14 protein-coding genes and 2 tRNA genes are annotated in these 23,120 nt (G+C 60.3%); 3 read left to right on the forward strand and 13 right to left on the reverse strand.

Annotated features, from left to right (window positions below; genetic code table 11):
- Positions 1-12 precede the first annotated feature (12 nt).
- The 10 genes from GH975_RS06975 to GH975_RS07020 all read right to left on the reverse strand — a co-directional run bounded on the left by GH975_RS06975 (position 13) and on the right by GH975_RS07020 (position 11,700).
- Complete coding sequence (locus tag GH975_RS06975) at positions 13-1,026, reverse strand: quinone-dependent dihydroorotate dehydrogenase (RefSeq protein ID WP_153713831.1); 1,014 nt, start codon at positions 1,024-1,026, stop codon at positions 13-15.
- Positions 1,027-1,061: 35 nt separating this feature from the next.
- A complete protein-coding gene (locus tag GH975_RS06980; protein ID WP_153713832.1) occupies positions 1,062-1,289 on the reverse strand; it encodes a DUF2835 family protein in 228 nt (75 codons plus the stop codon).
- The gene (locus tag GH975_RS06985) at positions 1,276-5,886 is read right to left on the reverse strand and encodes an NAD-glutamate dehydrogenase (protein WP_153713833.1); all 4,611 of its coding nucleotides are present in this window, start codon (positions 5,884-5,886) and stop codon (positions 1,276-1,278) included. The genes GH975_RS06980 and GH975_RS06985 overlap by 14 nt, the downstream gene beginning before the upstream one ends.
- Before the next feature lie 32 nt (positions 5,887-5,918).
- Positions 5,919-8,480, reverse strand: coding sequence for an aminopeptidase N (gene pepN / locus GH975_RS06990; protein ID WP_153713834.1), 2,562 nt, complete (start codon positions 8,478-8,480; stop codon positions 5,919-5,921).
- A gap of 12 nt (positions 8,481-8,492) precedes the next feature.
- A complete protein-coding gene (locus GH975_RS06995; protein WP_246164696.1) occupies positions 8,493-8,735 on the reverse strand; it encodes a DUF1315 family protein in 243 nt (80 codons plus the stop codon).
- A complete protein-coding gene (locus GH975_RS07000; protein ID WP_153713835.1) occupies positions 8,726-9,349 on the reverse strand; it encodes a rhomboid family intramembrane serine protease in 624 nt (207 codons plus the stop codon). Before GH975_RS07000 ends, GH975_RS06995 begins: the two co-directional genes overlap by 10 nt.
- Positions 9,346-10,287 carry a metallophosphoesterase gene (locus GH975_RS07005; protein WP_170272582.1) on the reverse strand — a complete coding sequence of 314 codons (942 nt, stop codon included), beginning with the start codon at positions 10,285-10,287 and terminating at the stop codon, positions 9,346-9,348. The genes GH975_RS07000 and GH975_RS07005 overlap by 4 nt, the downstream gene beginning before the upstream one ends.
- Positions 10,284-11,162 carry an NAD(+) kinase gene (locus tag GH975_RS07010; RefSeq protein WP_153713837.1) on the reverse strand — a complete coding sequence of 293 codons (879 nt, stop codon included), beginning with the start codon at positions 11,160-11,162 and terminating at the stop codon, positions 10,284-10,286. Before GH975_RS07010 ends, GH975_RS07005 begins: the two co-directional genes overlap by 4 nt.
- Positions 11,163-11,545: 383 nt before the next feature.
- Positions 11,546-11,622: transfer RNA gene (locus GH975_RS07015), tRNA-Asp, on the reverse strand.
- Positions 11,623-11,624: 2 nt separating this feature from the next.
- Positions 11,625-11,700: transfer RNA gene (locus GH975_RS07020), tRNA-Val, on the reverse strand.
- Between the two features lie 216 nt (positions 11,701-11,916).
- Between GH975_RS07020 and GH975_RS07025 the strand changes: the two genes are divergently transcribed.
- The 3 genes from GH975_RS07025 to GH975_RS07035 all read left to right on the forward strand — a co-directional run bounded on the left by GH975_RS07025 (position 11,917) and on the right by GH975_RS07035 (position 14,493).
- Positions 11,917-12,738 (forward strand): hypothetical protein, encoded by an 822-nt coding sequence (locus GH975_RS07025; protein ID WP_153713838.1) that lies wholly within the window; start codon positions 11,917-11,919, stop codon positions 12,736-12,738.
- A gap of 76 nt (positions 12,739-12,814) precedes the next feature.
- A complete protein-coding gene (locus GH975_RS07030) occupies positions 12,815-13,864 on the forward strand; it encodes a 3-deoxy-7-phosphoheptulonate synthase (RefSeq protein WP_153713839.1) in 1,050 nt (349 codons plus the stop codon).
- Positions 13,861-14,493 carry a carbonic anhydrase gene (locus GH975_RS07035; protein WP_153713840.1) on the forward strand — a complete coding sequence of 211 codons (633 nt, stop codon included), beginning with the start codon at positions 13,861-13,863 and terminating at the stop codon, positions 14,491-14,493. The genes GH975_RS07030 and GH975_RS07035 overlap by 4 nt, the downstream gene beginning before the upstream one ends.
- Here GH975_RS07035 and recD read toward each other — a convergent pair.
- From recD to recC, 3 genes are read right to left on the reverse strand one after another with little or no spacing between them, the layout of a single operon-like run.
- Positions 14,490-16,322: an exodeoxyribonuclease V subunit alpha gene (recD, locus tag GH975_RS07040; RefSeq protein WP_153713841.1), complete on the reverse strand. Its 1,833-nt coding sequence runs from the start codon at positions 16,320-16,322 to the stop codon at positions 14,490-14,492. The two genes, GH975_RS07035 and recD, sit on opposite strands and share 4 nt — an antisense overlap.
- Positions 16,319-19,825 (reverse strand): exodeoxyribonuclease V subunit beta, encoded by a 3,507-nt coding sequence (gene recB, locus GH975_RS07045; RefSeq protein WP_153713842.1) that lies wholly within the window; start codon positions 19,823-19,825, stop codon positions 16,319-16,321. The genes recD and recB overlap by 4 nt, the downstream gene beginning before the upstream one ends.
- On the reverse strand, positions 19,822-23,055 hold the full coding sequence (gene recC, locus GH975_RS07050) for an exodeoxyribonuclease V subunit gamma (RefSeq protein WP_153713843.1): 3,234 nt from the start codon (positions 23,053-23,055) through the stop codon (positions 19,822-19,824). Before recC ends, recB begins: the two co-directional genes overlap by 4 nt.
- Positions 23,056-23,120: the final 65 nt, after the last annotated feature.

The raw sequence follows: 23,120 nt of genomic DNA on the forward strand, positions 1-23,120 counted from the left end.
GCGGGCCTTTTATTATCCGCGCTGATCACGAATGGCCTTGACGCAGCGGCGCGCCAACCCCGGGCCTTCGTAAACGAGCCCGGTGTAAAGCTGAATCAGATCGGCACCACTGGCCAGTCGCTGCAACGCCAACGCCGGCGAGTCGATGCCACCGACCCCCACCAAGGTGGTTTCAGCACCCACAGTTGCCCGCAAACGTTGCATGACCTGATTGGCGCGCGCACAGACCGGCTGACCCGACAGCCCGCCCGCCTCATTGGCGTAGGGCTGACCGGTGACCGCATCACGGCTTAGGGTCGTGTTGGTGGCAATAATGCCGTCGATACCCGCCTCTACCAATCGTGTCGCCATTTCATCCAAGTCTTGGTCGGCTAAATCCGGGGCCAACTTGACCAGCACCGGGGTGCGCGCGCCAAAGCGATCGGCCAGGGCAGCCCGTGCCGCCGACAGATCGCTCAGCAGATGATCAAGCGCTTCACCCAATTGCAGGTCACGCAGGCCCGGTGTGTTCGGACTCGATAAATTTACGGTGATGTAGTCCGCTAGCTGATGAACCGCGTTTAGGCCGGCGACGTAGTCGTCGCTGGCACGATCCGCCGGTGTATCTTTGTTTTTGCCTAGGTTAATGCCCAAGACACCGCTGTAGCGGCGGCCATCGACACGCCTAATCAGCGCATCCAGACCATGGTTGTTAAACCCCATCCGGTTGATGACGGCACGGCTTTGCGGCAGTCGAAACATGCGCGGCTTGTCGTTACCCGGTTGCGCCCGCGGCGTCACCGTACCCACTTCTATAAATCCAAAGCCAAAACGCGCGAGGCCATCAAACGCAGTCGCGTCCTTGTCCAGCCCGGCCGCCAGACCGACTGGGTTAGCAAAGGTCAGACCCATGCGTTCAACGGGGTGGGCGTCGGGCACAGTGCCCGGGCCGGCGACTCGGCCTATCCAGTGCATTGCCGACAGCGTTAGGTCGTGAGCGGTCTCGGGATCAAGGCGAAACAATAAGGGGCGAAGGGCCGAATACATGGGGCGTTGCTGTCCTAGCGTAAAACCGCATTCTATCAGTTCTTGGCGTCCAACGACCGCAACGCCACCAGTTTTCCTTGGCTTGTATATTCCAACTCGAAATAACCATCGACCCCGTCCCGGGTCACAAAAGGTCGCAGCTCCAACGCCGGGAAACGCACGTGCCGACCGTCGACGGTTGTGGCTTGAGCGTCACGCACGCCCTGATACATGCGTTCAATTTCCTGTGGACTGACCCGCAGCCGAAACCTAACGCTCGGCATCTGGCAGCAATGCCAGCGTGCGCCCCGCCACCGCCATCACAGGGTAGGCATTGTCACCCGCCGCTTCGATCGCATCGATCAGTTCCTGCCACTGGGCTACCGCCTCCGGGCGTGCCTGGACCCACTCGTCTAAAGCGTCCGCCGGCGCGCCATCACACGCCAGCAGGCGCCCCGAAAATGCCTGGTAGGCGCGATCAATATCGTCGCGGAAACCATCCCGCGCACGCGCCTCCCACGTGCTCTGAACGCGCAGACCGTTAACATGACGTGCGAAGTCATGCAGCCCCATTCGCTCGCCCAGAGCCAAGTAGAGCTCAGTCACACGATGAACCCCCTGATCGGACGCCAAACAGGACTCGACCACACTGGGACCACTGGTCAGTGACGGCGTTCCGGCGACATATTCCGCGACGGCCTCCGGCACACCGGCCGCAACCCAACGCTCAACTAAACGCTCGAACTGAGTCTTGGGCTTGCCGTACAGCCAGCCGCGCATGCCACCGGACAGCTCGTTCAAACGCCCCTGATAGCGCTCGACTAGGTCCGCGACCGCGTAGTCACTGCCATGGCGGCGTAATATCCAGCGCGTTACCCGGCGCATCAAGCCGCTGAGTCGCAGCAGCAACTCGCGTCGAATCTCGACGCTGACCGAGGCCGGCAGGCTCTCAATTTCGCCCCAACGGCGATCCAAATCGAAGCAAATACGTGCAACCTGAAAGGCTTTGGCGACGCCAACCGAATCGGTCGCCGCCAGTGCCTCGAGCCGATGGGTCACCGCAATCCCGAGATAGTGGACCATGGCGTTGGCCAGCTGAGTCGCAACCAGCTGCGGGCGCAGCCGATGCTCGGCAATTTCCTGGGCGTAGTCGTCGCGCAAGCTGGGCGGAAAGGCTTCCGCGGCAATCGCCGCCAAGGTGTCGTCTTCAACGGCCAATATGAGCGAGCGTTTCAAACGGTTTTTGGCCGTGGCCAACAGCACCGCCAACTCCGGTCGCGTCAGTGGGCCTCGGCCGGTCAAGTCACGCGGCAACCCTTCAAGCTCGGGGTCCAACTCGCCGCCCGCTTCTAAGGTTTCGATGAACCGCATCAACTCGAATTGCGAACGCGGGGCGTCCGACGCCGCCACGCCCAGGGCTCCAGCTTGGCGGTCATTGTTTGCCAGCACCAACGCCGAGACTTCGTCGGTTTTGGACTCCAACAAACGGTCTCGCTGGCGCCGCGTCAGCTCGCCTGCGCGCTCACGCTGGGCCAATAGGATCTTTAAGTTGACCTCGTGATCCGAGCAGTCGACGCCGGCTGAGTTATCAATGAAATCAGTATTGACCAGGCACCCATTGAGTGCCATTTCGACCCGACCCAACTGGGTCAAGCCCAAATTGCCGCCTTCGCCGACAATGGCCGCACCAAGCTGGGCGCCATCAACCCGAATGGCATCGTTGGCCTTGTCGCCGACGTCGGCATGGCTTTCGCGCGCCGCCTTCGCGTAGGTCCCAATACCGCCGTTCCACAGCAGGTCGACTTTGGACGTTAGCAACTCTTTAATCAGTTCGTTCGGCGTCCGCTTGCCCGCTTTCAAGCCGAGCGCCTTGGCCGCTTCCGGCGACAGCACAAGCGACTTTGCGGTGCGATCAAAAATAGCGCCACCCGGGCTGATCAGCGCAACGTCGTAATCCGCCCACCCAGAACGCGGCAAGGCAAACAGACGGGTACGCTCGTCAAATGACTGCTGGGGGTCCGGCGTCGGGTCAATAAAGATATGCAAGTGGTTGAACGCCGCCAACAGCTTCATCTGATTCGACAGCAGCATGCCGTTGCCGAACACGTCGCCGCTCATGTCGCCGATACCCACCGCAGTAAATTTGTCCACGGCGGGGTCTTTGCCAAGTTCACGGAAATGGTGAATAACGCTAACCCACGCGCCCTTGGCGGTAATGCCCATACCTTTGTGGTCATAGCCTGCCGACCCGCCCGAGGCAAAAGCGTCACCCAACCAAAAACCCCGTTCGACCGCGATGCCGTTGGCAATATCCGAGAAAGTGGCGGTACCCTTATCCGCCGCGACCACCAAATAGGGGTCGTCGGCATCGTGACGGCGCATACTTGGCGGCGCCACGATTTCGTTCTCGACCAGGTTGTCCGTCAAGGCCAGCAACCCACTGATAAATTCCTTGTACGCGCAAATTGCCTCGCGCTGGGTCGCCTCGCGATCCCCGCGCGGAAGCTGCTTTGGCACGAAACCGCCCTTGGCACCCTCCGGCACAATGACGCTATTTTTAACTTGCTGAGCCTTAACCAATCCCAGAACTTCGGTACGGTAGTCCTCGTGACGGTCGGACCAGCGCAGGCCTCCGCGGGCAACGCTACCGCCGCGCAAATGAACACCCTCCACCCGCGCGCTGTAGACGAATATCTCGAACAGGGGCACCGGCTTTGGCACCCCTTCGATCGAGCGAGGCGCGATCTTGAAGGCCAGTGAGAGACTCTGGTCATCCGCCAGCGGCTGGAAAAAGTTAACCCGCAAGGTCGCACCAATGACGTCACGGTATCGGCGAAACAGGCGATCCTCGTTAAGTCCGGCGACCTCTTCTATTAGGCCGTTAAGACTCTCCAACACCCGCGCTTCCAGGGCGTCTGCACGGCCCGGCTCGTGGCGCGCACGGAACAGCGCAATCAGCTCTTTGGCCAATACTGGATTAGCCACCAGCGTCGCCGCAATCCACTCGCGACTGAGTTCAAAACCGATCTGTTTGATGTAGCTGCTGAGCGCGCGCAACACCGACACTTCGCGCCAGTTCAGGCCGGCGCTGAGCACCAAGCCGTGAAACGCATCGCTTTCGGTACGCTGGTACCAGGTCGCCGCAAAGGCGTCTTGCCAGTCATCACGCCAATCCGCCAAGGCCGCAGCCGAGCGCATGTCGAGGGTGAAGTCGTGGATATACCAGTCGCGATTGCGCGATGCATAGGTCTGATCGGCCAGTACCCGCGCACCCAAGTGCTCCATTATCGGCAGCGCATCGGACAATGGAATCGGGGCGCCGAAATGAAACAACTTCAGGTGCAGCTTTTGCGTGCCTAAGTCATGAAACAGGCTCAGGTCCATGGGTTTTTCGGCACTTAACCCGGCCAGATGGTTGATATCCAAGACCGCCCGCTTGGCGTCAAAGTCTTCGCGGTACCCAGCCGGGAAATAGTCGCAATAGTCACGCAACAATGCCCGCGCCTTGCCGTCGCCATGGGCATCAGCCAAAGCGATGCGCAATTGCTCGTCCCAACTTTGGACCAGCAACTCAACACGCGCTTGCAGGGCCGATGGATCCAAGGTGACCGGCTCGCTTAGGCGGATAATGAACTGGACCCGAGTGTGCACCGACTCGCTAAACGTGGTGTTGAATTCAATGTCCCGCGCCGCCAGCTCCGTCGCCAGCATTTCCTGGATAAGAGTTCGAATGCGGGTGTCGTATCGATCACGCGGGATATACAACAGCGCCGTCGCAAAATGCCCCAGCGGATCAACCCGGACCATCAAACGGGTGCGCTCACGTTCCTGTAAGCGCAACACTACCAGCGCCTGCTCCGACAGCGTCGGCTGGTCTATTTGGAGCAGCTCGTCGCGCGGAAACACCTGCAGGATTTGGCTTAGTTGCTTGTAGTTGTGACCGCCCCGCGCAAAACCGCTGGCGTCCAGCACCTGCTGTATTTTTTGTCGCACCAACGGGATTTCCAGGGTCATTTCCTGATAAACGCGCGATGTGAACAACCCATAAAAGCGGTGCTCGCGCGCCCCTTTTCCGTCGGCCTCGGTGATCACGATCAGGTCGATGTAAGCGCCGCGGTGAATCTTCGACCGCTCCGGGGCCTTGGTAAACAAGATGCCGGGTTGCTGCTGCATCGACAGTTCATCGCCCAACCCGCAACCCTCACGAACCCTCGAAATACCAAGGTTCAGCTCGGTTTCGACGGTGCCGGATTTAGACTTGCTGGTACGGGATAATTGCTCGTAGCCTAAAAAGGTAAAGTGATCCTGGGCCAACCAGTTAAAGAACTCGCAGCCTTCTTCGTCCTGGGATTCAGCCATCTGGCGACAGCGATCACGCATGCCCATAAAGTCATCGACCGCCGCACCGAGCAAGCGCAAAACGCTCTGAATGGCGCTGGCCAGCGCACGCTGCCCGGTCAAATCATCAATCCGATCAATTTCCAGAATCATCACCGCGTGCGGTTGCTCGCCGGCATCCAGCGACGACAAGGTGCCGTCCTCAACAACAGGACGCGCGACCAGATTCTGGGTCAGGTGAATACGGTGCTGCTGTCGGCGAATTTCCAGGCGCACGGTGTCGACTAGGAACGGCTGATCCGCCAACACCACGGCCACCAGCGTGTGCCGAGAATCCCAGCCGTCGCGCTCGGCATTCGGGTTGAACACCTGGACGTGATGCTCGCCGGAGGCCAGCAACCGCTCGATCCACTGCGCTCGTCCCAACAAACTCGGTAGATCCAAACGACAGACGTCCTCGTCCGGCACGACACTCAGTAAGCGTCGCGCCAGCTCGCCGGTAATTGACTGGGGAAAGGTATCGGACAGTTCAGAACGGGACATCAGTTACCACCTTATTTCCCCCAGTGTAGGTCCTATTTCAGAGCTTTGCCGATAACCTCCCGGCAATCGGCTGACTGACACACTTTATCCAAGCCTTTGAGGACGTGGATAGCGCGCTCTCGCTGAGACGTCGACCAGTTTTTATAACGGGTCAACGGAATCACCAAACGCGCGCCGATCTGGGGGTTGCTGACGTCCAAGGACGCCACGCAGCCGGCCAAAAGCTCGTAGCCGCCGGGTGCGTGAAAGGCTTCAGGGTTGGCGCGGGTAAACACCCCGAGCACGCTACGTGCCCGATTCGGGTTGCCCAAACTAAAATCGGCATGCTCCAACAGCGCCGAGATTGCGTCAAAGTCACCGAACCGCGCTTGCTGTTGAAACCACTGATCCAGCAGTAGTGGCTCGTGCTGCCAATCCGCATGAAAAATGGTCAGCATCGACTGGAACATGGACGGGTTATGGCGCGCCATCACCCCGGCCACCGTCATGCAGTTCATGCGGTCGGTTAAGTTATCGGCGCCGACAAAACGTCGCGTCAGCGCATCGGCGATTGAGTCGTCGGCGGCATGCGCCAGCAACTGTGCTAACAAGCACCAAAGGCTGCGCTTTGCGGCCTGGTCACCGCCCGGCTGGTAGGGCTTAACCGGTTCCAGTGCCAGCAATATCGGCTGAATCAGCTCACCCATACGGCGGCCCAGTTCTGCCCGAATGGCGTCGCCGGCTTGGCGCACCCTGACCGGATCGACGTCGGCACCCAGCTCGTCCAGGATCTGGCTGTCGTCGGGCAGGCGAATAATTTCAGCCGTTAGTGCGGGGTCCTGCTCGAACTGCGCCAAGGCCGCATCAAACAGGTGCTCGATCGGGTCAATCAGCCCAGCATCAGCATTGCCGACGTAGGCCGCCCAGGCCTCTATCACAATTTGACGACCCGCATCCCAACGGTTGAAACCGTCAAGGTCGTGACGCGCCAGCACATCGCGCTGACTGGCGTCGAGTGCATAGTGGATTCGAACGGGCGCCGCAAACCCCTGATTGACTGACACTAATAAATCATCGCTGGGCTGGTTGACTCTGAACGACTGCTCGACCTGGTCCAGCTCCCAGCTAAGGCCCTGTTCGAGCAGCGCACCATCGGCCGCGTATAGGCTGCACGGCATTGGCATATGGAACGGCGCTTGGCCGTCGCGCAATTGCTGGCGGAAGGTGATTCGGCTGCCGTCACCGTCCGCGGCCACCGACACATTGATATGCGGGGTGCCGTTTTGGCTGTACCAGCGGCGAAACTGGGTCAAGTCGCGGCCACTGGCTTGCTGCATACAATCAACAAAGTCATCGCAGGTCACCGCCTGCCCGTCGAACCGTTCAAAGTACAGGTCGGATCCGGCGCGAAATTGATCCCGCCCAATCAAGGTCTCGAGCATGCGCACGACCTCGGCGCCCTTCTCGTAAATCGTGACGGTGTAAAAGTTACTGATCTCTTCGTATTCGGCCGGACGCACTGGATGCGAGGTCGGGCCGGCGTCTTCGGCAAATTGATGCGTGCGCAGAAAGTCCACGTCCTGGATACGTTTAACCGGGCGCGAACGCAGGTCTGCGGTAAATTCAGCATCACGGTAAACCGTAAAACCCTCTTTAAGGGACAGCTGAAACCAATCACGGCAGGTCACACGATTGCCCGACCAGTTGTGAAAGTACTCGTGTCCAATGATCGCCTCGACGCGCTCGTAGGCGTCGTCCGTGGCGACATCCGGTGTCGCCAGCACACAGGATGTGTTGAAGATATTGAGCCCTTTGTTCTCCATCGCGCCCATGTTGAAGTCGCCAACCGCAACCACCTGGAACACATCCAGGTCATACTCGCGCCCGAACCGGCGTTCGTCCCACGCCATCGCTTGCTTGATGCTGGCGATCGCAAAATCGACTTTGTCGGCATCGGCTTGGCGCGTGTAGACGTGCAGATCAACCTCGCGGCCTGACGCCGTGGTGAATCGGTCATTACGCAGCACCAGATCACCGGCGACCAGCGCAAACAAGTACGCCGGTTTCGGGTGCGGGTCACTCCAGTCGACCTGGCGCCGGCCGTCGGCGGTGGTGCGGTCGCCGACCCGGTTACCGTTGGACAATAACGTCGGCATGCTGGCCGGGGCGTCAATACGAACGGTCCAGATCGCCAACACATCCGGCCGATCCAGGAACCAGGTAATACGCCGAAAGCCTTCGGCCTCGCACTGGGTGCAATACATATCGCCGGATTTGTAGAGGCCTTCCAGCTGAGTATTCGACTCCGGTTTGATTCGTACCCGCGTCTGCAAGGTAAAGTGACCGGCCGGCGGCGTCAGTACCGTCAACGTCGTCGCGGTCACGACATAGGCGTCGGCATCTAAGATCACGCCATCAATGGCGACCGACAGCGTCTCTAAGCCCTCACCGTCCAATACCAACGGTTGTAAGTCCGCGCTGTTTTGCGCCAACTCTAACGTCGCCGCTATCTCGGTTTCGCCGTCATTGATCGTCACGGTCAGGGCCACCTGACTAATCAACCAATCCGGAGCGCGATAGTCGGCCAGACGAGTCACCGCAGTTGCATCAGTCATCGACACAGTCCTTTATTGTTGTTGGGTCGGAATTAAGTTGGCCGGGGCACTCTTACAGTCCGGCTGGGGCAGATAGCCAATGCGCTGGTCTTCGGGCAGGTGCTGGTGGCCAAACCGAATCAGTGCCTCCATCACCAGCTGCTTTTGTTCGCTGGACAAGGTGCCACCGTCGGGCCATTTGCCAAGTTCCATCGAGTCTTTAAGAGCCTGATAAGTGGTCAGGTCCATCCGCTCGATCAATAAATTCAGGTCCACAGTTTCTTCCTCGTAATGCGCTCAATTCCGACATGAACAATGGCGACCACTAGCCCGCCTAGCAAGCCCCCAAGGTGAGCAAAGTTGGCCAAATTCATGCCCAGCATGCGGTCAAGCCCCGTGAAACCGACCGCCAAAAAGCCCAGACACAGCCCCAAATACACCGACGGCACCGCGTATACGTCCGATCGCAACCGATCCCACAGCGCGGTGTAGCCCAGCACGCCATACACCACGCCACTGAGCCCGCCAAACCAAATCGTGCCACCAAAAACGAGCTGGGCCAGGTTGCCGGCCGCCGCCGACACCAGCACCACCGCCACCCACACCCCTGCGCTGCGCCATTCGATTAAGCGCCCGACCGCGAACATCCACAGCGCGTTAAAAATCCAATGCGGCCAGGAAAAATGCAGCAGCGCCGGTGTCAACAAACGCCAGGGTTCAGCCATAAAAAACTCAACATTGGGCGCCATCACCAAAGGCGTCACGAAAGCCCGGTTGGCGCCGGTATCGGACAACAGCGCCACCAGTGCACTAATCAAAATCAAGCCGGCACTGAATGGGGTCGCGCGCCAAGGCATACGCGATGGGTGCTGGTAAAATGGTGATCTCATGTCCACTCCGGGGCCGCATCGACCCACTCAAATTGATCCGCGATCAACGCCTGTCCTGGGCGGTGGCGATAGGCGACCAGTTTCTCACGCAACACCGCGCTGTAGTCTAGGCACATCACATTTTCGGCCAGTGGCGCCGGCCGGCCGCGACGCCAATAGTGACCAAAGAATAAGTGCGGCTGGTTGCTGGCATAGCTTGGCAGCCCTGCTCTGATGGTCCCATTCAAGGGTTGTTCAGCAACCCCCGGGGGCAGCGGATCCGGTTGAAACACTAAGTCACCCAGGGTGTCCGGTTCGTCCAACCAAAACGCAACCCGAAACGACTTCCGCGCGGTCCCATCACGCGACACCATGGATTGACCATTGGGCAGCGGCAACGACGGGCCACGAACCAAGCGCGACACCGCGCGTTGAAGCTCGCCGGAGCGGTACAGTTGCCCAAAGTGTTGGCGCGCAATAATGCCGTCCGGTGCCACCGTACGAATACGCGCTACTGCATGGTCGTCCCAGCAGGCGTGCACGGCCCGAAAATCGGCCTGTTCAAGCCACAGCGGGCAGTCTTGTAGCCACTGGCACAGGCTCAGCAATTCAGGGCCGGGAATCGAGTTAAAGGTCGCGGCGGCTTTGCCTAAGCGCCGTTTGGTATGGTCAAGGTAGGGTTCGATGCCATCACCCAATACCAGCCCCATGACATCAATTTCGTGGTTACCCAATATCCAAGTGGCGTTGCCCGCCTCGACCATGGCCCGCGCAATCTGACAGGCCAGCCGCACGCGCGGCCCGCGGTCCATCAAGTCGCCGATAAACACCGCATGGCGTTCGCTGTGCCGATACGCGCCGTCACGGTATTCGTAGCCAAGCTTGCGCAGCAGACGCCCAAGCGACTGACCGCAGCCGTGCACGTCACCGATCAAATCAATCACCGTGCGATTACTCAATCCCCTAGCCGCGTGGCCCACCCCAACTTTTCACGGCACACCGCGTAGTAGTTGTAGTCCTTTCCAGGGTGCAACAAATGCAGCTGCTCCTTGAGTTTTCGAATCATGATCCGGTCGCCCGGCATCACTGAGATATGGGTCTGGCCGTCGCACGAAATTAACGGCAATGACTGGTGCTGATCGGTTATCGACAAGCACAAAATTTGATCATCGCCGATGACCAAAGGGCGATCCGCCATGGTGTGCGGGAACATCGGCACCACCACCCACGCGCTCAAACTGGGGTGCAAGATCGGCCCACCGGCACTTAACGAATACGCAGTTGAACCCGTCGGCGTGGCCACGATTAGGCCATCAGCCTTGGCGTCGTAGACCTTTTGACCGCCGACGGCGACATCGAAAGACAGCATGCGTGCACTGTTGCCTTTGTGCAGCACAATGTCGTTCAGTGCGCTGCCACTGGCGATGCGCTCGCCGTCACGCTCAACGACAACACCGATAAGGTTACGACGATCGATCAGGCAGTCCCCTGCCAGCGCTTGGTCCAGGGCCTGGATGGCGTCTTCGGGGCGGATATCGGTCAGAAAGCCCAGGCTGCCTCGGTTGACACCCAGTACCGGCGTGTCGGCTTTGGCCAGGGCACGGGCCGCACCGAGCATGCTACCGTCACCACCGATCACCATGACCAGATCGCAGTGCGCTGACAGCTCGGACAACTCGACGCTGTGTGCCGCGACGAACCCATCCGGCACCCCCTCGCGTGCCGACACGACCCAGTTCAAGCCTTTTGATTGAGCGTGCTCGACCACACGTTGGGCGGTCGCAGTTGCCGAAGCGTTGTCGGCTCGAATGACCAATCCGATCGTTTTTATCATGCGTGTTCAATCCTTATCGCAGCGGCGCAAGGCTAGCATAAGGGCGCGTGGGCTGGAGTGGTAGGTCAAAGGCGGGCTGGAAAATTGAGAACTTGGCGATTAGCGATCGAGCGGTGCGCGCTGGCAGGTCAAAAGTCGCTTCGCAAAGAAAAACACTGAGGTTCAGGCACGCGGCGATCCGGATGGGACTGCGCCTGCGCGTCCCGCTTCGGCGTCCTTCGGACTCGCGCTAGGCGCTCGCTCAAATCGGCCGTCCATGGCCGATTTGTCGAACCCCGCACGAGGGTTCGAGCACCCTTCCGGTAAAAAACTCACATACAAAAAAGTCCATGTCAAAAGCCGCTTCGCTGCTTCTTTTGACATGGACTTTTTCGTATGAAATATGGCGATCCGGAAGGGACTCGAACCCTCGACCTCCGGCGTGACAGGCCGGCATTCTAACCAACTGAACTACCGGACCGCTGGTGGGTAGTGAGGGGCTCGAACCCCCGACCCTCGCCGTGTAAAGGCGATGCTCTCCCAGCTGAGCTAACTACCCGCGGTCTGTGGGGGCGCATTCTAGGGACTGAGCAAAAAGTGTCAAGCGTTTATCCGAAACTTTTTTAAAAAGGTTCGTGTGACCTGGTTCACGTCTCGTCGATTCGCTTGCGTCAAAGAGGATATTCCGACACCAAACCGCGGGTTAAACGGCAACACAACGGCATACAGAAACTAGGGTACTAGTACCAATGTACGGAATAGGAATGGCAAGACCATGAACCCAAACGAACCGCTGCTGTGCATTTTACTGGCGCTTGCCTTACCCGCGACACTGGCCGAGGCCGGCGCTGGGCGCCAAATCGTCGGCTTAACCGAGCGACTGCAGAATGCTCAGATGTCGAGCATCGGCACCCTAGTAGGTCAAACCCCCAAAGGCTCATGGGTCGGGGGCGCCGCCGTGATCGCCCAAACTGACTGCCACTTGGCAGTATCGACCGCGGGTCACAACATCTACGATGGCCAAGGTCACCCGACGACCTCAATCGAAAAAATGCACATCCGACTGGGCGCGCTTCGCCTTCCAGTCGTCCGCGCGGTGACCGACCCGGCCACCCGAAGCACCACCGCCCCGGAAAATGACTGGGCTGTGGTCATTGCTGAAAAGCCTCGCTGTGGCATTCAGTTCACCACGCTGGATCCCCGGCCGATCAAACAATCCCAGCTACCGGCCTCGGGCCTGCGCGTCCAAATGATTTGCTTTCACCATGATTCGCGCCGACTCAAGGACAGCTTAGCGACCGAGTCATGCCGAATGTACCCAACCGGCCAACACTTCAATGGCCTCTACCGCAGTAAGCACAAACAACCGGTTGGACTGCACAGTTGCAAAGCGGACTTGGGAACATCTGGGTGCCCGCTGGTGGTCTCGAACGGCAGCCAATTACAGTTTGTCGGCACCCAAATCGAAGCGCATCCCAGCACCGGTGCCGGCGTCGCGCGCTTATTTGCCGATGCATACGAACGGGGATTCAAGATCGCCATGCGTGCCATGGAAGCGGTTGAGCAACACCAAGCACCCCATTTGGCACAGCGCTAACTTGGACATAACTGTCGGCTTTTAAAGGTAAATTCGGCTAAGATGGCGAAAATTAACCGCGATCAACGGACTTTTAATGACTGACATCAAACTCTCTGACATCAATGTCGCCAGCTACGCCCCGGTAGTGTCGCCCACTAACTTAAAGGCCGCGTTGCCGTTAACTGGCGAAGATCGTGAACGTGTTGCCCAATATCGCAACACCGTGAAAGCAATTTTAGACGGCGACGACCCGCGCCTAATGGTTGTGGTCGGCCCTTGCTCGATCCATGACACCAAAGCGGCCATCGAATACGCTGAAAAACTGAAGGCGTTAGCGCCCCAAGTCGACGATCAGCTGTTCTTGGTGATGCGAGCTTACTTTGAAAAACCGCGCACCACGGTGGGCTGGAAAGGCCTGATCAACGACCCCGATCTGGACGACAGCTTCAACATCGAAAAAGGATTGCATGAGGCTCGCAAGCTTTTGATTGAAATAACTAAAATAGGTCTGCCTCTAGGCACCGAAGCGCTCGACCCGGTGACCCCTCAGTACCTCCAGGACACCATTACTTGGTCGGCCATTGGCGCCCGCACCACCGAGTCGCAGACCCACCGCGAAATGTCCAGCGGACTGTCCAGCCCCATCGGATTTAAGAATGGCACCGACGGTGGACTGGACGTTGCAGTCCAAGCCATGCAGGCCAGCGCGCAGCCACACGCCTTTTTAGGAATCGACCCTAACGGCCAAGTCGCAGTCACCCAGACCCTGGGCAATGCCTACGGCCACGTCGTCTTGCGTGGTGGCGGCGGCAAGCCCAACTATGACTCGGTCTCGGTTGCCCAAGCCGAAGCTCGGCTAACCGGCGCCGGCTTGTCCAGCAACATCGTGGTCGACTGCTCGCACGCCAACAGCTCCAAAGACCCCAGCATCCAACCGCTGGTATTGGACAACGTGATCCACCAGCGCTTGGACGGCAACCTGGCGATCAAAGGCGTGATGCTAGAAAGCCACCTCAACGCCGGCAACCAGTCGTTGGGCAATCCCGCCGACCTCGCCTATGGCGTGTCGATCACGGATGGCTGCATCGACTGGGCAACGACCGAAGCTGCCTTACTTAAAGCCGCCCAGCAGTTGCGCGGGTGACCTTCCAAGCCCTATTTGAAGGCAACCAGGCCTGGGCCCAGGGCTGCACTGACAAAGATCCTGAGTTTTTCAGCAAACTCTGTGGCATCCAATCGCCTAAGTATCTGTGGATTGGGTGCTCGGACAGTCGCGTGCCCGCGAACACCATCGTCAACCTGAATGCCGGCGAGCTGTTCGTGCATCGCAACGTGGGCAACTTGGTCAACCACTCGGACATGAACTGTGTCGCGGTCATTCAATACGCGGTCCATGTCTTGAAAGTTGAACACATTATCGTCACCGGCCACTACGGCTGCGGCGGCATTCATGCCGCTATGCAGCGCCACGACCATGGCATTCTGGAAAGTTGGCTGAGTCACATTCGCGGTGTCTACCGTGATCATTATGATGACTTGATGACGCTGGACCCGACGCAGCGCACCGACCGTCTGGTCGAACTGAACGTGATGCAGCAGGTGCGCAACGTGTCGCGCTTGCCGGTCGTCCAGCAAGCCTGGGAAGCCGGACAGCCGTTGGAGGTTCATGGCTGCGTGTACAGCCTAGAAAACGGAATTCTGCAGGACTTGGGGCTGACCCGGCGCGGCATCATGGACTTGCACCCAGCGCACCGGCTGATCCCCGGCGGCTAACCCTTCAGACGCCCAACCCGGTTGACCCGGCGCGAGCAGGCGCGTGCAAATTCAGTGGGATCCGCACCGACCAGTTGAAAGCGACGGCGTGCGCGCGTAATTGCGGTGTACACCAGTTCCCGCGTCAACAGCCCACTTCGATCGCGCGGCCACAGCAATGCCGACTCGGCAAATTCGCTGCCCTGGGACTTATGCACCGTCATCGCATACACGGTTTCAACGCCTTGCATGGCCGATAGCGGGAACCAGCGCAACACACCGTTCGCCACCATCGCGACCTGCAAGCGCTCGACACCGTCGACCGCACGCGGCAAACACAGCCCCAAATCCCCGTTCATCACGCCCAAATTCGGTTGATTACGCGTCATTATAACCGGCCGGCCGACGTACCACTGAGCGATCTCCGATCGTCCAAAGCGCGCCACCAAGGCGTGTTCGACCGCCTGGTTGAACACCATTACGCCGCCGGCCCCGGCACGCACTGCCGCCAACACCTGAAACTCGGACAGACGATCGACGCACGCTCGCGGCCAGCCCGGGTCGCGTTCATCGCGCGACTGCTCGATCATATCCGCCGTGCGCTGAACACAGCGCTCAACTGCAACTGACATATCCGGGGTCAGGTCAATATCGGCAAACTCCTCGAACAAGGTCCACGCGTGCTCCCCATGCCCCTGGTTAACGGCCTTAGCCAGGGCGCCGATACCGGAGCGGTGGTCGAAGCGATGACTGACTTTTAAATGCGCCCAGACCGCGCCCATCCCGCTGGGCGCCGCGCCCGCCACCTCAACAGGCCCGGCACCCAACGCCTCCAGTCGCGCGCACTGAGCAGGCTCAAACGCCGCAGGCGCCGACGACGCGGTCAGTTGACCCAGCACCGCACCGGCCTCGACGCTGGCTAACTGGTCCGGGTCCCCCAGCAACACCAGTCGCGTGTCCGGGCCCAAGCTGTCGACAATTCGCGCCATCAGGCGCAGGTCAATCATTGATGCTTCATCGACGATCAACCAGTCCAGCGGCAACTTGGCGGCATCCGCGTAGCGCCCGCGCGGCTGAGCCGACGACAGCCCCAGTAAGCGGTGAAGGGTGTCCGCCGAACTAGGCAGGCTCGCTCGGACACCCGGTGCCAACCCAGTGAAGTCCATGCCCGCGACCTGCTTGGCAATCGACTCAGCCAAACGCGTTGCCGCCTTTCCGGTCGGAGCTGCTAGACCTATCCGCTGCGGCACACCCTGTTGTGCCATGGCCATGTGCTGAATCAGAGCCAACAAGCGCACCACCGTGGTCGTTTTGCCGGTACCCGGCCCACCGGTGATCAATGAAAACGCCGCCTCCAGGGATACCAAACAGGCGACCCGTTGCCAATCCGTAGCCGTCCCCTCAGCCTCACCAAATAACACTGCGACCGCCGTGGCAACGGACTGGGCATCGACCGGATAACGATCAGCAAGGCGCGCGCTCAGGTAATGTTGAATGTGGGCTTCATCGTCGTAATGACGGCGCAAAAACAAACACCCATCCGCCACGACCAAAGGCCCCATCGGCCCGCACTGGTCCACCAGTGACGCCTCATCCCAGGCGGCAGCGGCAGCCCACGCGCACAGGGGGTGCCCGTCGCCCTCGCCCAGCACGCGGCTGGGGCTGGCCTTGAGCGCACGCAAATCTAATAGAGTGTGGCCGCGCGCGGCTTGGCGGCTACACAAAGCAGCCAAGGTCACCAGCTCCGCCGACCAGGCCGGCTGCAGTCGTTGCATAGCCGCGGCAAACTGCCAATCCAGCGCGCTTAAAAAGCCACTGTCGTGCCACGCCTCTAGGTGGACCAAATTCATGACAACAGCTCCGACAGTTGGCCAACCCAATCCAGATCGCCGCGACACCAGTGCAATCCCTGTTCAGGGCCCTGTAGCCCACGCAGAAACACATAGGCGGCGCCGCCGAGGTGATAACCCGGGTGGTAGTCCGCCAATCGTAGCGACAAATGACGGTGCAGCGCGACCAGATACAAGGCGTACTGAACGTCATACCGATGCTCAAGGATCGACTGGTTAATCGCGTCACGGTGGTAGTGCTGCGAATCGGGACCCAGATAGTTGGACTTCCAGTCCAGCACCCAGTAGCGCCCTTCCCATTCAACGACGAAGTCGATGTAACCTTTTAAATAGCCATTAAGTTCACCACGAGACAGCGCGGGGCGGGCCAGTCCAGGCAGTATGTGGCGCTGACAAAAGACATCCAATGTGTCGATGGCAAGACTGCCGGCGGCCATCAGGAACTCCAGTTCCGACTGCGCGGGCGGCTCAGCCATCAGCGACAGTGGCGCCGCACCAAAGCCGGTAAACTGGGCGCTCAACATCTGTGTTAACCAACCGTCCAAGCGCTCAAGCTGATCGCCAAAGCCGCGCTGCTCCGCCATCAGGCCTAGCCATTGACGCTCGTTAACCGCGCGCGCGAAGCCCATGCCATGTGCCCGCTCCAACACATCGTGCAAAAAGGTGCCGGCCTCCGGGCCGCGGGCAAACCCTGCGATACCCGGTGCACAGGGATCGTAGTCCGAAGTATCACCACGGGCTTCGTCGTCCCAAACTGAACTGTAGTGGCTTTGGTCGTCAGCGTCGGCACGCCGGCCCAAGGACGAAAAGCTCGCAATCCAACGTCGTTTCGGCAGTCGAAAACGAGCCTGTAACGCCGACGCCGGCGTGCACACGGCGCCCCCCTGCGGGCCCGGTGGTAAGTCAATCGGCCCATAGCAAACCTTGACGTCAGCGAACGCCGACAGCTGCCCGAGCCGCTCGTCCAAACTAGCACCATCGGATACGCCTAGGACCGCTCCTAGCGCAGTTTTTTGCATGCCCTTATTCAGGCCGACGGCTCCTATCACCGCTAGATGACGGGCGCGGGTCAAGGCCACATACAACAGCCGGACGTCTTCTTGCAGGCGCGCCTCATCGGCCTGTTGCCAAAGTTCCGGCTGCGCGGTGCTGCCGGCGACGCTGATCACCGCTTGCTGGTCCACGCGCACGACAATCGCCGGGTCACTGGCGCCGACCACATCGGCGACACACAGATAGGGCACCACGACGACGGGGTATTCCAGGCCTTTTGACTTGTGTACGGTAACGATGCGGACCACGTCTTGATCGCTTTCCATGCGCTGAATGTCGGTATCGCCCGGGTCCAGCATCATGCGTTCAAATTCAACGATCAACGCGCCGACGCTGTCCAGTTGTTGGCGACTGGCCTGGGCCCATTCCATCAGGTGCATCCAGTTGGCAAGCGCCCGGGCGCCACGATCGACCGCTAACAGCCGCTCTCGAACGCCAAAGTGACTGAGCACTTGGCCGAGCATCTTTTGAATGTCGCCATCGCCGGCCAGCTCGGACCACACCAACACTTGCTCGCGCAGCCCTTCCCAGGCTGTGATATCGAATACCAACGCATCCAATTCCTGCCACGACAGACCAATCGAGGCCGACAACAGGGCCGATTTCAGCACCCGAGCGTCGGTGGGATCAGCGGCAACCTTGAGCCAGGCCAATATATCGAGGGCTTCGGGCTGGGCGAACAAGCTTTCGCGATCGGACAGGTAAACACTGGTCACGCCAACCGCGGCCAGCGCCTTGCGCATGCGATTGGCCTGGGATCCTTTGCGCACCAGGACCGCCACATCGGCTGGCTTGATTGGCCGCGGCGGTGTACCAATCATCATTCGACTGCCCAGCATCGAAGCGACCGACTGGGCCGACATCAGCGTTATCTCTTGAACGTGCTTGGTGATCCCGCTCTCGCTGCCGACTAGCCACTGCATCGACGCCATGCCACCGACGCCGGACAATCCCGACTCCGACCGGTTCGCGGCTACAGGGTCGTAGGTCACGCCGACCTCGTCAGCGCTGGCCACGGTAAAGGCGCCGGCGGGCTGTTCAAAGACTGCATTACAGGCGTCCACCAGCCCCGGATCCGAGCGGTAGTTCACGCCCATGCGGTAGACCTGCTCGCCCATGAGTCGCTTGGCGTCCAGATAGGCATGAATGTCAGCGCCACGAAACGAGTAAATCGCCTGTTTAGGATCACCGATCAAGACTAATGCGGCGCCCGGGCGCTGATGATAAATGCGTTTGAACATGCCCCATTGGGTGGGGTCGGTGTCCTGGAACTCGTCAATCAACGCCAGCGGATATTGCGCAGCCAACGCGCCGGGCAGCGTCGAGTCCGGTTCTGCGATCATCTGTGACAGCTGGCGCAAGACCTGGTCAAAGCTGGTGCTGGGGTTTTGGCGCAAGGCCTGGTCGGTGCGTTCAAGCACCCAGCGCCGGGCATGCCCCAGCAACTGGGCTCGCGCCATCGGCAGCGCTCCACTTTCGAAGCTGGCGCAGGCATGGTGCCACTCAATCAGTGGCGGCAGCGCCCAGTGCTCAAACTCAGGTGTGTTCTTTTTACCAATCCAGCCGCGCGACAGCAGTCCTAATAAGCTTTCCGGCGGCGCCCCACCGCCGGTTATCCAAGCCCGCCAGTCGAGCAGCGTCGCGGCCAATTTTTTCGGCGCCAGCATGGTCAGTCGTCCGTGATTCGCGTTGCCGGCAGCCGCCTCGACCGCGTCCATGAAGTCATCGCATTCCAGCGCCAGGCGCCGCCGTGTCCGCTCAAGTTTTTCATCCAGCGCGGAGGATTGTTCGGCGAGCCGATCGAACAGCGCCTCCAGTGCCATACCCGGCTGATCATCCAGGATCGCCATCTGCGGGTGCTGCAATGGCAGCCGCAACGCGGCGGCCAAGTCCGCCGGCACCGCAAACAGAGGCACCAACTGAGCCGCCCAATGCGCTGGCGCGCCGTAGAAATGGTGGCGCCAATAGTCGACGATCAAGCGTTGCTGTAATGACCAATGACTGGCCACCAACTCTGAATTAACCGGTGCCAAACCGCTCAGCGGGTGCTGTTTAAGCGCTTGGATTGCCCAGCTGTGAATAGTCATCACCGCCGCTTGATCCAGGTTGCGCAGCCCCGCCGCAATACGTGCCCGCGTCACCGCTCGTTGTTCAAGCGCGACACCGGCGCACACCTGATCTAACGGACTGTCCCCGGGCGGGCTTGGCGGCTGATCAAACCATGCCAGCGCATCCAACAACTGCTGGTGAATACGCCCTTTCAACTCCTCCGTAGCCGCCACCGTAAAGGTCACCACCAGCAACGATTCCACCGGCAATGGCGATCGCCCAATTCCGGCCAGCGCACGCAGATACAACAGCGCAATCGAAAAGGTTTTACCGGTCCCGGCGCTGGCCTCGACCAAACTCGATTCGGTCAAGGGGAAGCGGTTTAAATCCAGCAGCTTCATTGGCCTAACGCCTCTAGCAATCCGCCGTACAGCGCCAATGCTGCCGGCACCAATTCAGGCGCGTCGGCCAATGCCTCGGCATCCGCCCAACAGCGAAGCAAGTCTTCACTGCGTTTGACCGCGATCAGGTACTGGCTGGTGGCTTTGTCGCTCCACCCCTCAGTCGCAATCACCTCGGCGGCGAAACTGGGATCGCAAGGCAACGGCCGACGGGCAGCCCGGCCAGCCCATTCAAGCAAGCCAAGCAGTGTCGCACGGGCGTCCTCCGGCGCGCACGGCGCCAGATCAATACGCCCATCTTTGAACCACCAATGCGAATCGGTCGGCCCCGTCAGCTGGCATGCCAAGTGCTCGACCCAGGCCTGGGCCAGGTAATTCAGACCCACCCGATTACCGGAGCCGACCCGCGCGCGGCTGGCGTGAAGCCCCAACCGGACACGACCTGACTGGCCACACCGAACGGTCAGTTCGTGCCAGTTCAGCGTGCCCTGCGTGGCCTGCAATTGGCCGCTCAAGGATTCCACCTGTGGGGTATCCAGCAGCCGTTGGCGGTAATCGTTCAGCGCCGGTGTCCACTGTTCGATCAGCGCTTGCGCCACACGCGACTGGAACGGATCGACCCCAAGCCGGCCTTGGCGGGCCACGGTTGCAATCGCACGGGCCAGTGCGGGTTCGGCGGCCTCACCGGCGTCAATTCGGACCTGCGCGGCGCGTATCACCGCGTCCGTCACCTGCCAGCCGTCGAGCTCGGTCAGTCGGAACGCTTCGTCCGTGGCGCTTTGCTGCGGGGAACCCTGGCAACGGGCATCATAGCGCCGGCGCAAAAAGCTCGTTGACGGCGACTTCAACACATCGCCAATATCGCGCAGCGTCCACTGCACCGGTGCATTGGCAACCACCTCATCCGAGTCGGGGGACGCCGCGCTGGCCTCCACTGGCGCCCACTCACGGGCATAAGTCGCCAAGCCGGAATCTTGGATAAAGTAATCCGAGCTGTAGGGGTGAACCGGGTGCTGCTCCAACTCAACCTTGGCACCGCCGGCGGCCAAAAAGCCAAACCACTGGTCCCACAGCACCGACGGCGCACGTTCGGCGTTATCGACCGGGCTGCGGCCCTGGTAGCTCAGGTATAGCCCGTCACGCGCCGACAGGATCGCCTCCAAAAACAGGTAGCGGTCGTCTTCGCGCCGCGCGCGATCCCCAGGCCGATAATCGTGCTGCATCAAATCCGGTCCCACCGCCGTGTTTGGGCGCGGATAGGCGTGATCGTTCAAGCCCAAAATACAAATGTGACGGTACGGAATGGCTCGCATCGGCATCAGCGTTGCGAACTGGATCGCGTCATGCAGGAATTGGCTGCTGGACGCGGCCTGTTCCAGCAAGCGAGTCCATACGGCTACCGCCAGCGCGGCCTCAATGACTGGGTCCGCATCCGCGCAGGCAAGGTCCGCTGCCCAGCTATCTAAAGCCGAGTCAGCCTGGCGGCGCGCGCCTAGGTCGACCGCGTCCTCGGCCACCAGCCAGTCCGTTTGCAGCGCCCGAAAGGCTGCGATCCAGTGGCTGCTGGGGTGATGCCCCTGCAGGCTTGACCACAGGCGCTCGGCACGGCTAACAAAGTGGGCCAAACGGCCTGCGGTCTGTGCCCCCAGACCGGACACCGAATCGACCCCGTCGATGCCTTGCCACGCCAAATCACCCGCGGCATACCCCAGCAGCAGTCGCTGCACGCCCCACGCCCACGAATAGCGACCGTCAATGGCGGTTGATACGTCGTTTTGCTGCGTGGCATTCAAGCCCCACCGGACCTGGGCGCTGCGTAGCCAGGCGTCAATGGTCGCCAACTCGGTCTCGTCGATACCGAAGGTTGCGCGAATCGGCGCAACACCGAGTAAACGCATCAGGTCAGCCACCTCAAAGCGCGTGCTGGTCAACTCCAGTATATCCAGCAGTCCGCGCAACCACGGGCTTTGACTACGCCCGCTTTGGTCGGACACCGCCGTTGGCAAAAAGCGTGCATCGACGCTGGAGAGACGACCAAACACGGCTCGAATGTGCGAGGCATAGTCGTCAATAGCCGGCACCATCACCAGCACCTGATCCGGGCGCAACGACGAATCGCCGTCAAATAGCGCTAGCAAATGATCTTGCAAAACCTCCACTTCGCGCTGTGCACTGTGGCAACTTACGGCACGAACGCTGGCGTCGGCTGGGCCCAAAGCCGGTGTGCTGTCGAGCGCGTACAGCGAGCTCTGGACACGTTTCAGTAGGCTGGCGGCGCCCGGGGCGCTGTACAGATCGACCTCGGCATTTGCGCCTGACATCAGCGGCCGTGCCTGAAAGTCATCGAGCATGCGCGCATTGTCCCGCCCCAGCTGCCCCCAGGCGTCCAACAGCGGATGAACATCGGCGTCGAGACTGCCGTGCCACTGATCGCTCCAATAACTGGGCGATGGGCTGTGCACACAGATGATGACTTGGGTGAAGCGCGCGATCGCCGCCAACACTTCCATCAGCTGAACCGGCATCGAAGCCAGCCCAAATACCACTACCCGCTGTGCCAGTCCCGGCGGACGGGACGTCAGCGTGGCACAGGCCTGGATGAACTGTTGGTGGACCTGGGCGCGATCACTGTCCAACTGGGCGCCGTACTGAGCTTTCAGCAGTCGCCACAGCACCGGTTGCCAGCGATTGGCGACGTCAACATCACAGGCCATGCCAGCACGCGTAATCTGATCATGCCCCGCTTCCCACTGGCTCAGCCAATCCGGACGGTAGAGCTGATATTGGTCAAACAGGTCAGCCACCATGCTGGCCAATTGGTAGCGTTGAATGGGGTCGCCTTGGCGTTCAAAAAACTCGCCCAACCCGACCAACAAGCCGTCGTCGGCCCAACGCGGTAAGTCCGCGTAAAGGCGCCACGTCAGCACCGACTTATCAAAGCTGGATTTGGCCGGAAGATCCCCGAGGACACTTCGATAAGTCGGCCATATGAACCGCGCCGGTAGGCTGATATCGACCGCCGCGGCGATCCCAAGCCCGCCCTCGTCGGCGGACTGGGCCATGGCGCGCTGAAACCATTGCGCGATGCCGTTGCTGTGCACCAATAGGGTTTCGGTCTCGAATACACCCAACGGATAGCGGCGCATCCAATCGATCGTCAGCGCTCGTAACTGCTCGTTTCGGTTGCTGCGGACGAACAATAATCCAGGCGTGAGAGCGTTTTCGGTCATCCGAGAATTATGCCACCAACGGGCACAAAAAAACCCACCGCCTGTCGATTAAAACAGTGGGTGGG

This window comes from Litorivicinus lipolyticus, assembly GCF_009650135.1.
Classification (GTDB): Bacteria; Pseudomonadota; Gammaproteobacteria; order Pseudomonadales; family Litorivicinaceae; genus Litorivicinus; species Litorivicinus lipolyticus.

What these genes read in the sequence shown, in the direction of transcription:
- GH975_RS06975 (WP_153713831.1), bottom strand. Translation starts at nt 1,026, where the DNA reads ATGTATTCGGCCCTTCGCCCCTTATTGTTTCGCCTTGATCCCGAGACC.
- GH975_RS06980 (WP_153713832.1), bottom strand. Translation starts at nt 1,289, where the DNA reads ATGCCGAGCGTTAGGTTTCGGCTGCGGGTCAGTCCACAGGAAATTGAA.
- GH975_RS06985 (WP_153713833.1), bottom strand. Translation starts at nt 5,886, where the DNA reads ATGTCCCGTTCTGAACTGTCCGATACCTTTCCCCAGTCAATTACCGGC.
- pepN (WP_153713834.1), bottom strand. Translation starts at nt 8,480, where the DNA reads ATGACTGATGCAACTGCGGTGACTCGTCTGGCCGACTATCGCGCTCCG.
- GH975_RS07000 (WP_153713835.1), bottom strand. Translation starts at nt 9,349, where the DNA reads ATGAGATCACCATTTTACCAGCACCCATCGCGTATGCCTTGGCGCGCG.
- GH975_RS07010 (WP_153713837.1), bottom strand. Translation starts at nt 11,162, where the DNA reads ATGATAAAAACGATCGGATTGGTCATTCGAGCCGACAACGCTTCGGCA.
- GH975_RS07025 (WP_153713838.1), top strand. Translation starts at nt 11,917, where the DNA reads ATGAACCCAAACGAACCGCTGCTGTGCATTTTACTGGCGCTTGCCTTA.
- GH975_RS07030 (WP_153713839.1), top strand. Translation starts at nt 12,815, where the DNA reads ATGACTGACATCAAACTCTCTGACATCAATGTCGCCAGCTACGCCCCG.
- recD (WP_153713841.1), bottom strand. Translation starts at nt 16,322, where the DNA reads ATGAATTTGGTCCACCTAGAGGCGTGGCACGACAGTGGCTTTTTAAGC.
- recB (WP_153713842.1), bottom strand. Translation starts at nt 19,825, where the DNA reads ATGAAGCTGCTGGATTTAAACCGCTTCCCCTTGACCGAATCGAGTTTG.
- recC (WP_153713843.1), bottom strand. Translation starts at nt 23,055, where the DNA reads ATGACCGAAAACGCTCTCACGCCTGGATTATTGTTCGTCCGCAGCAAC.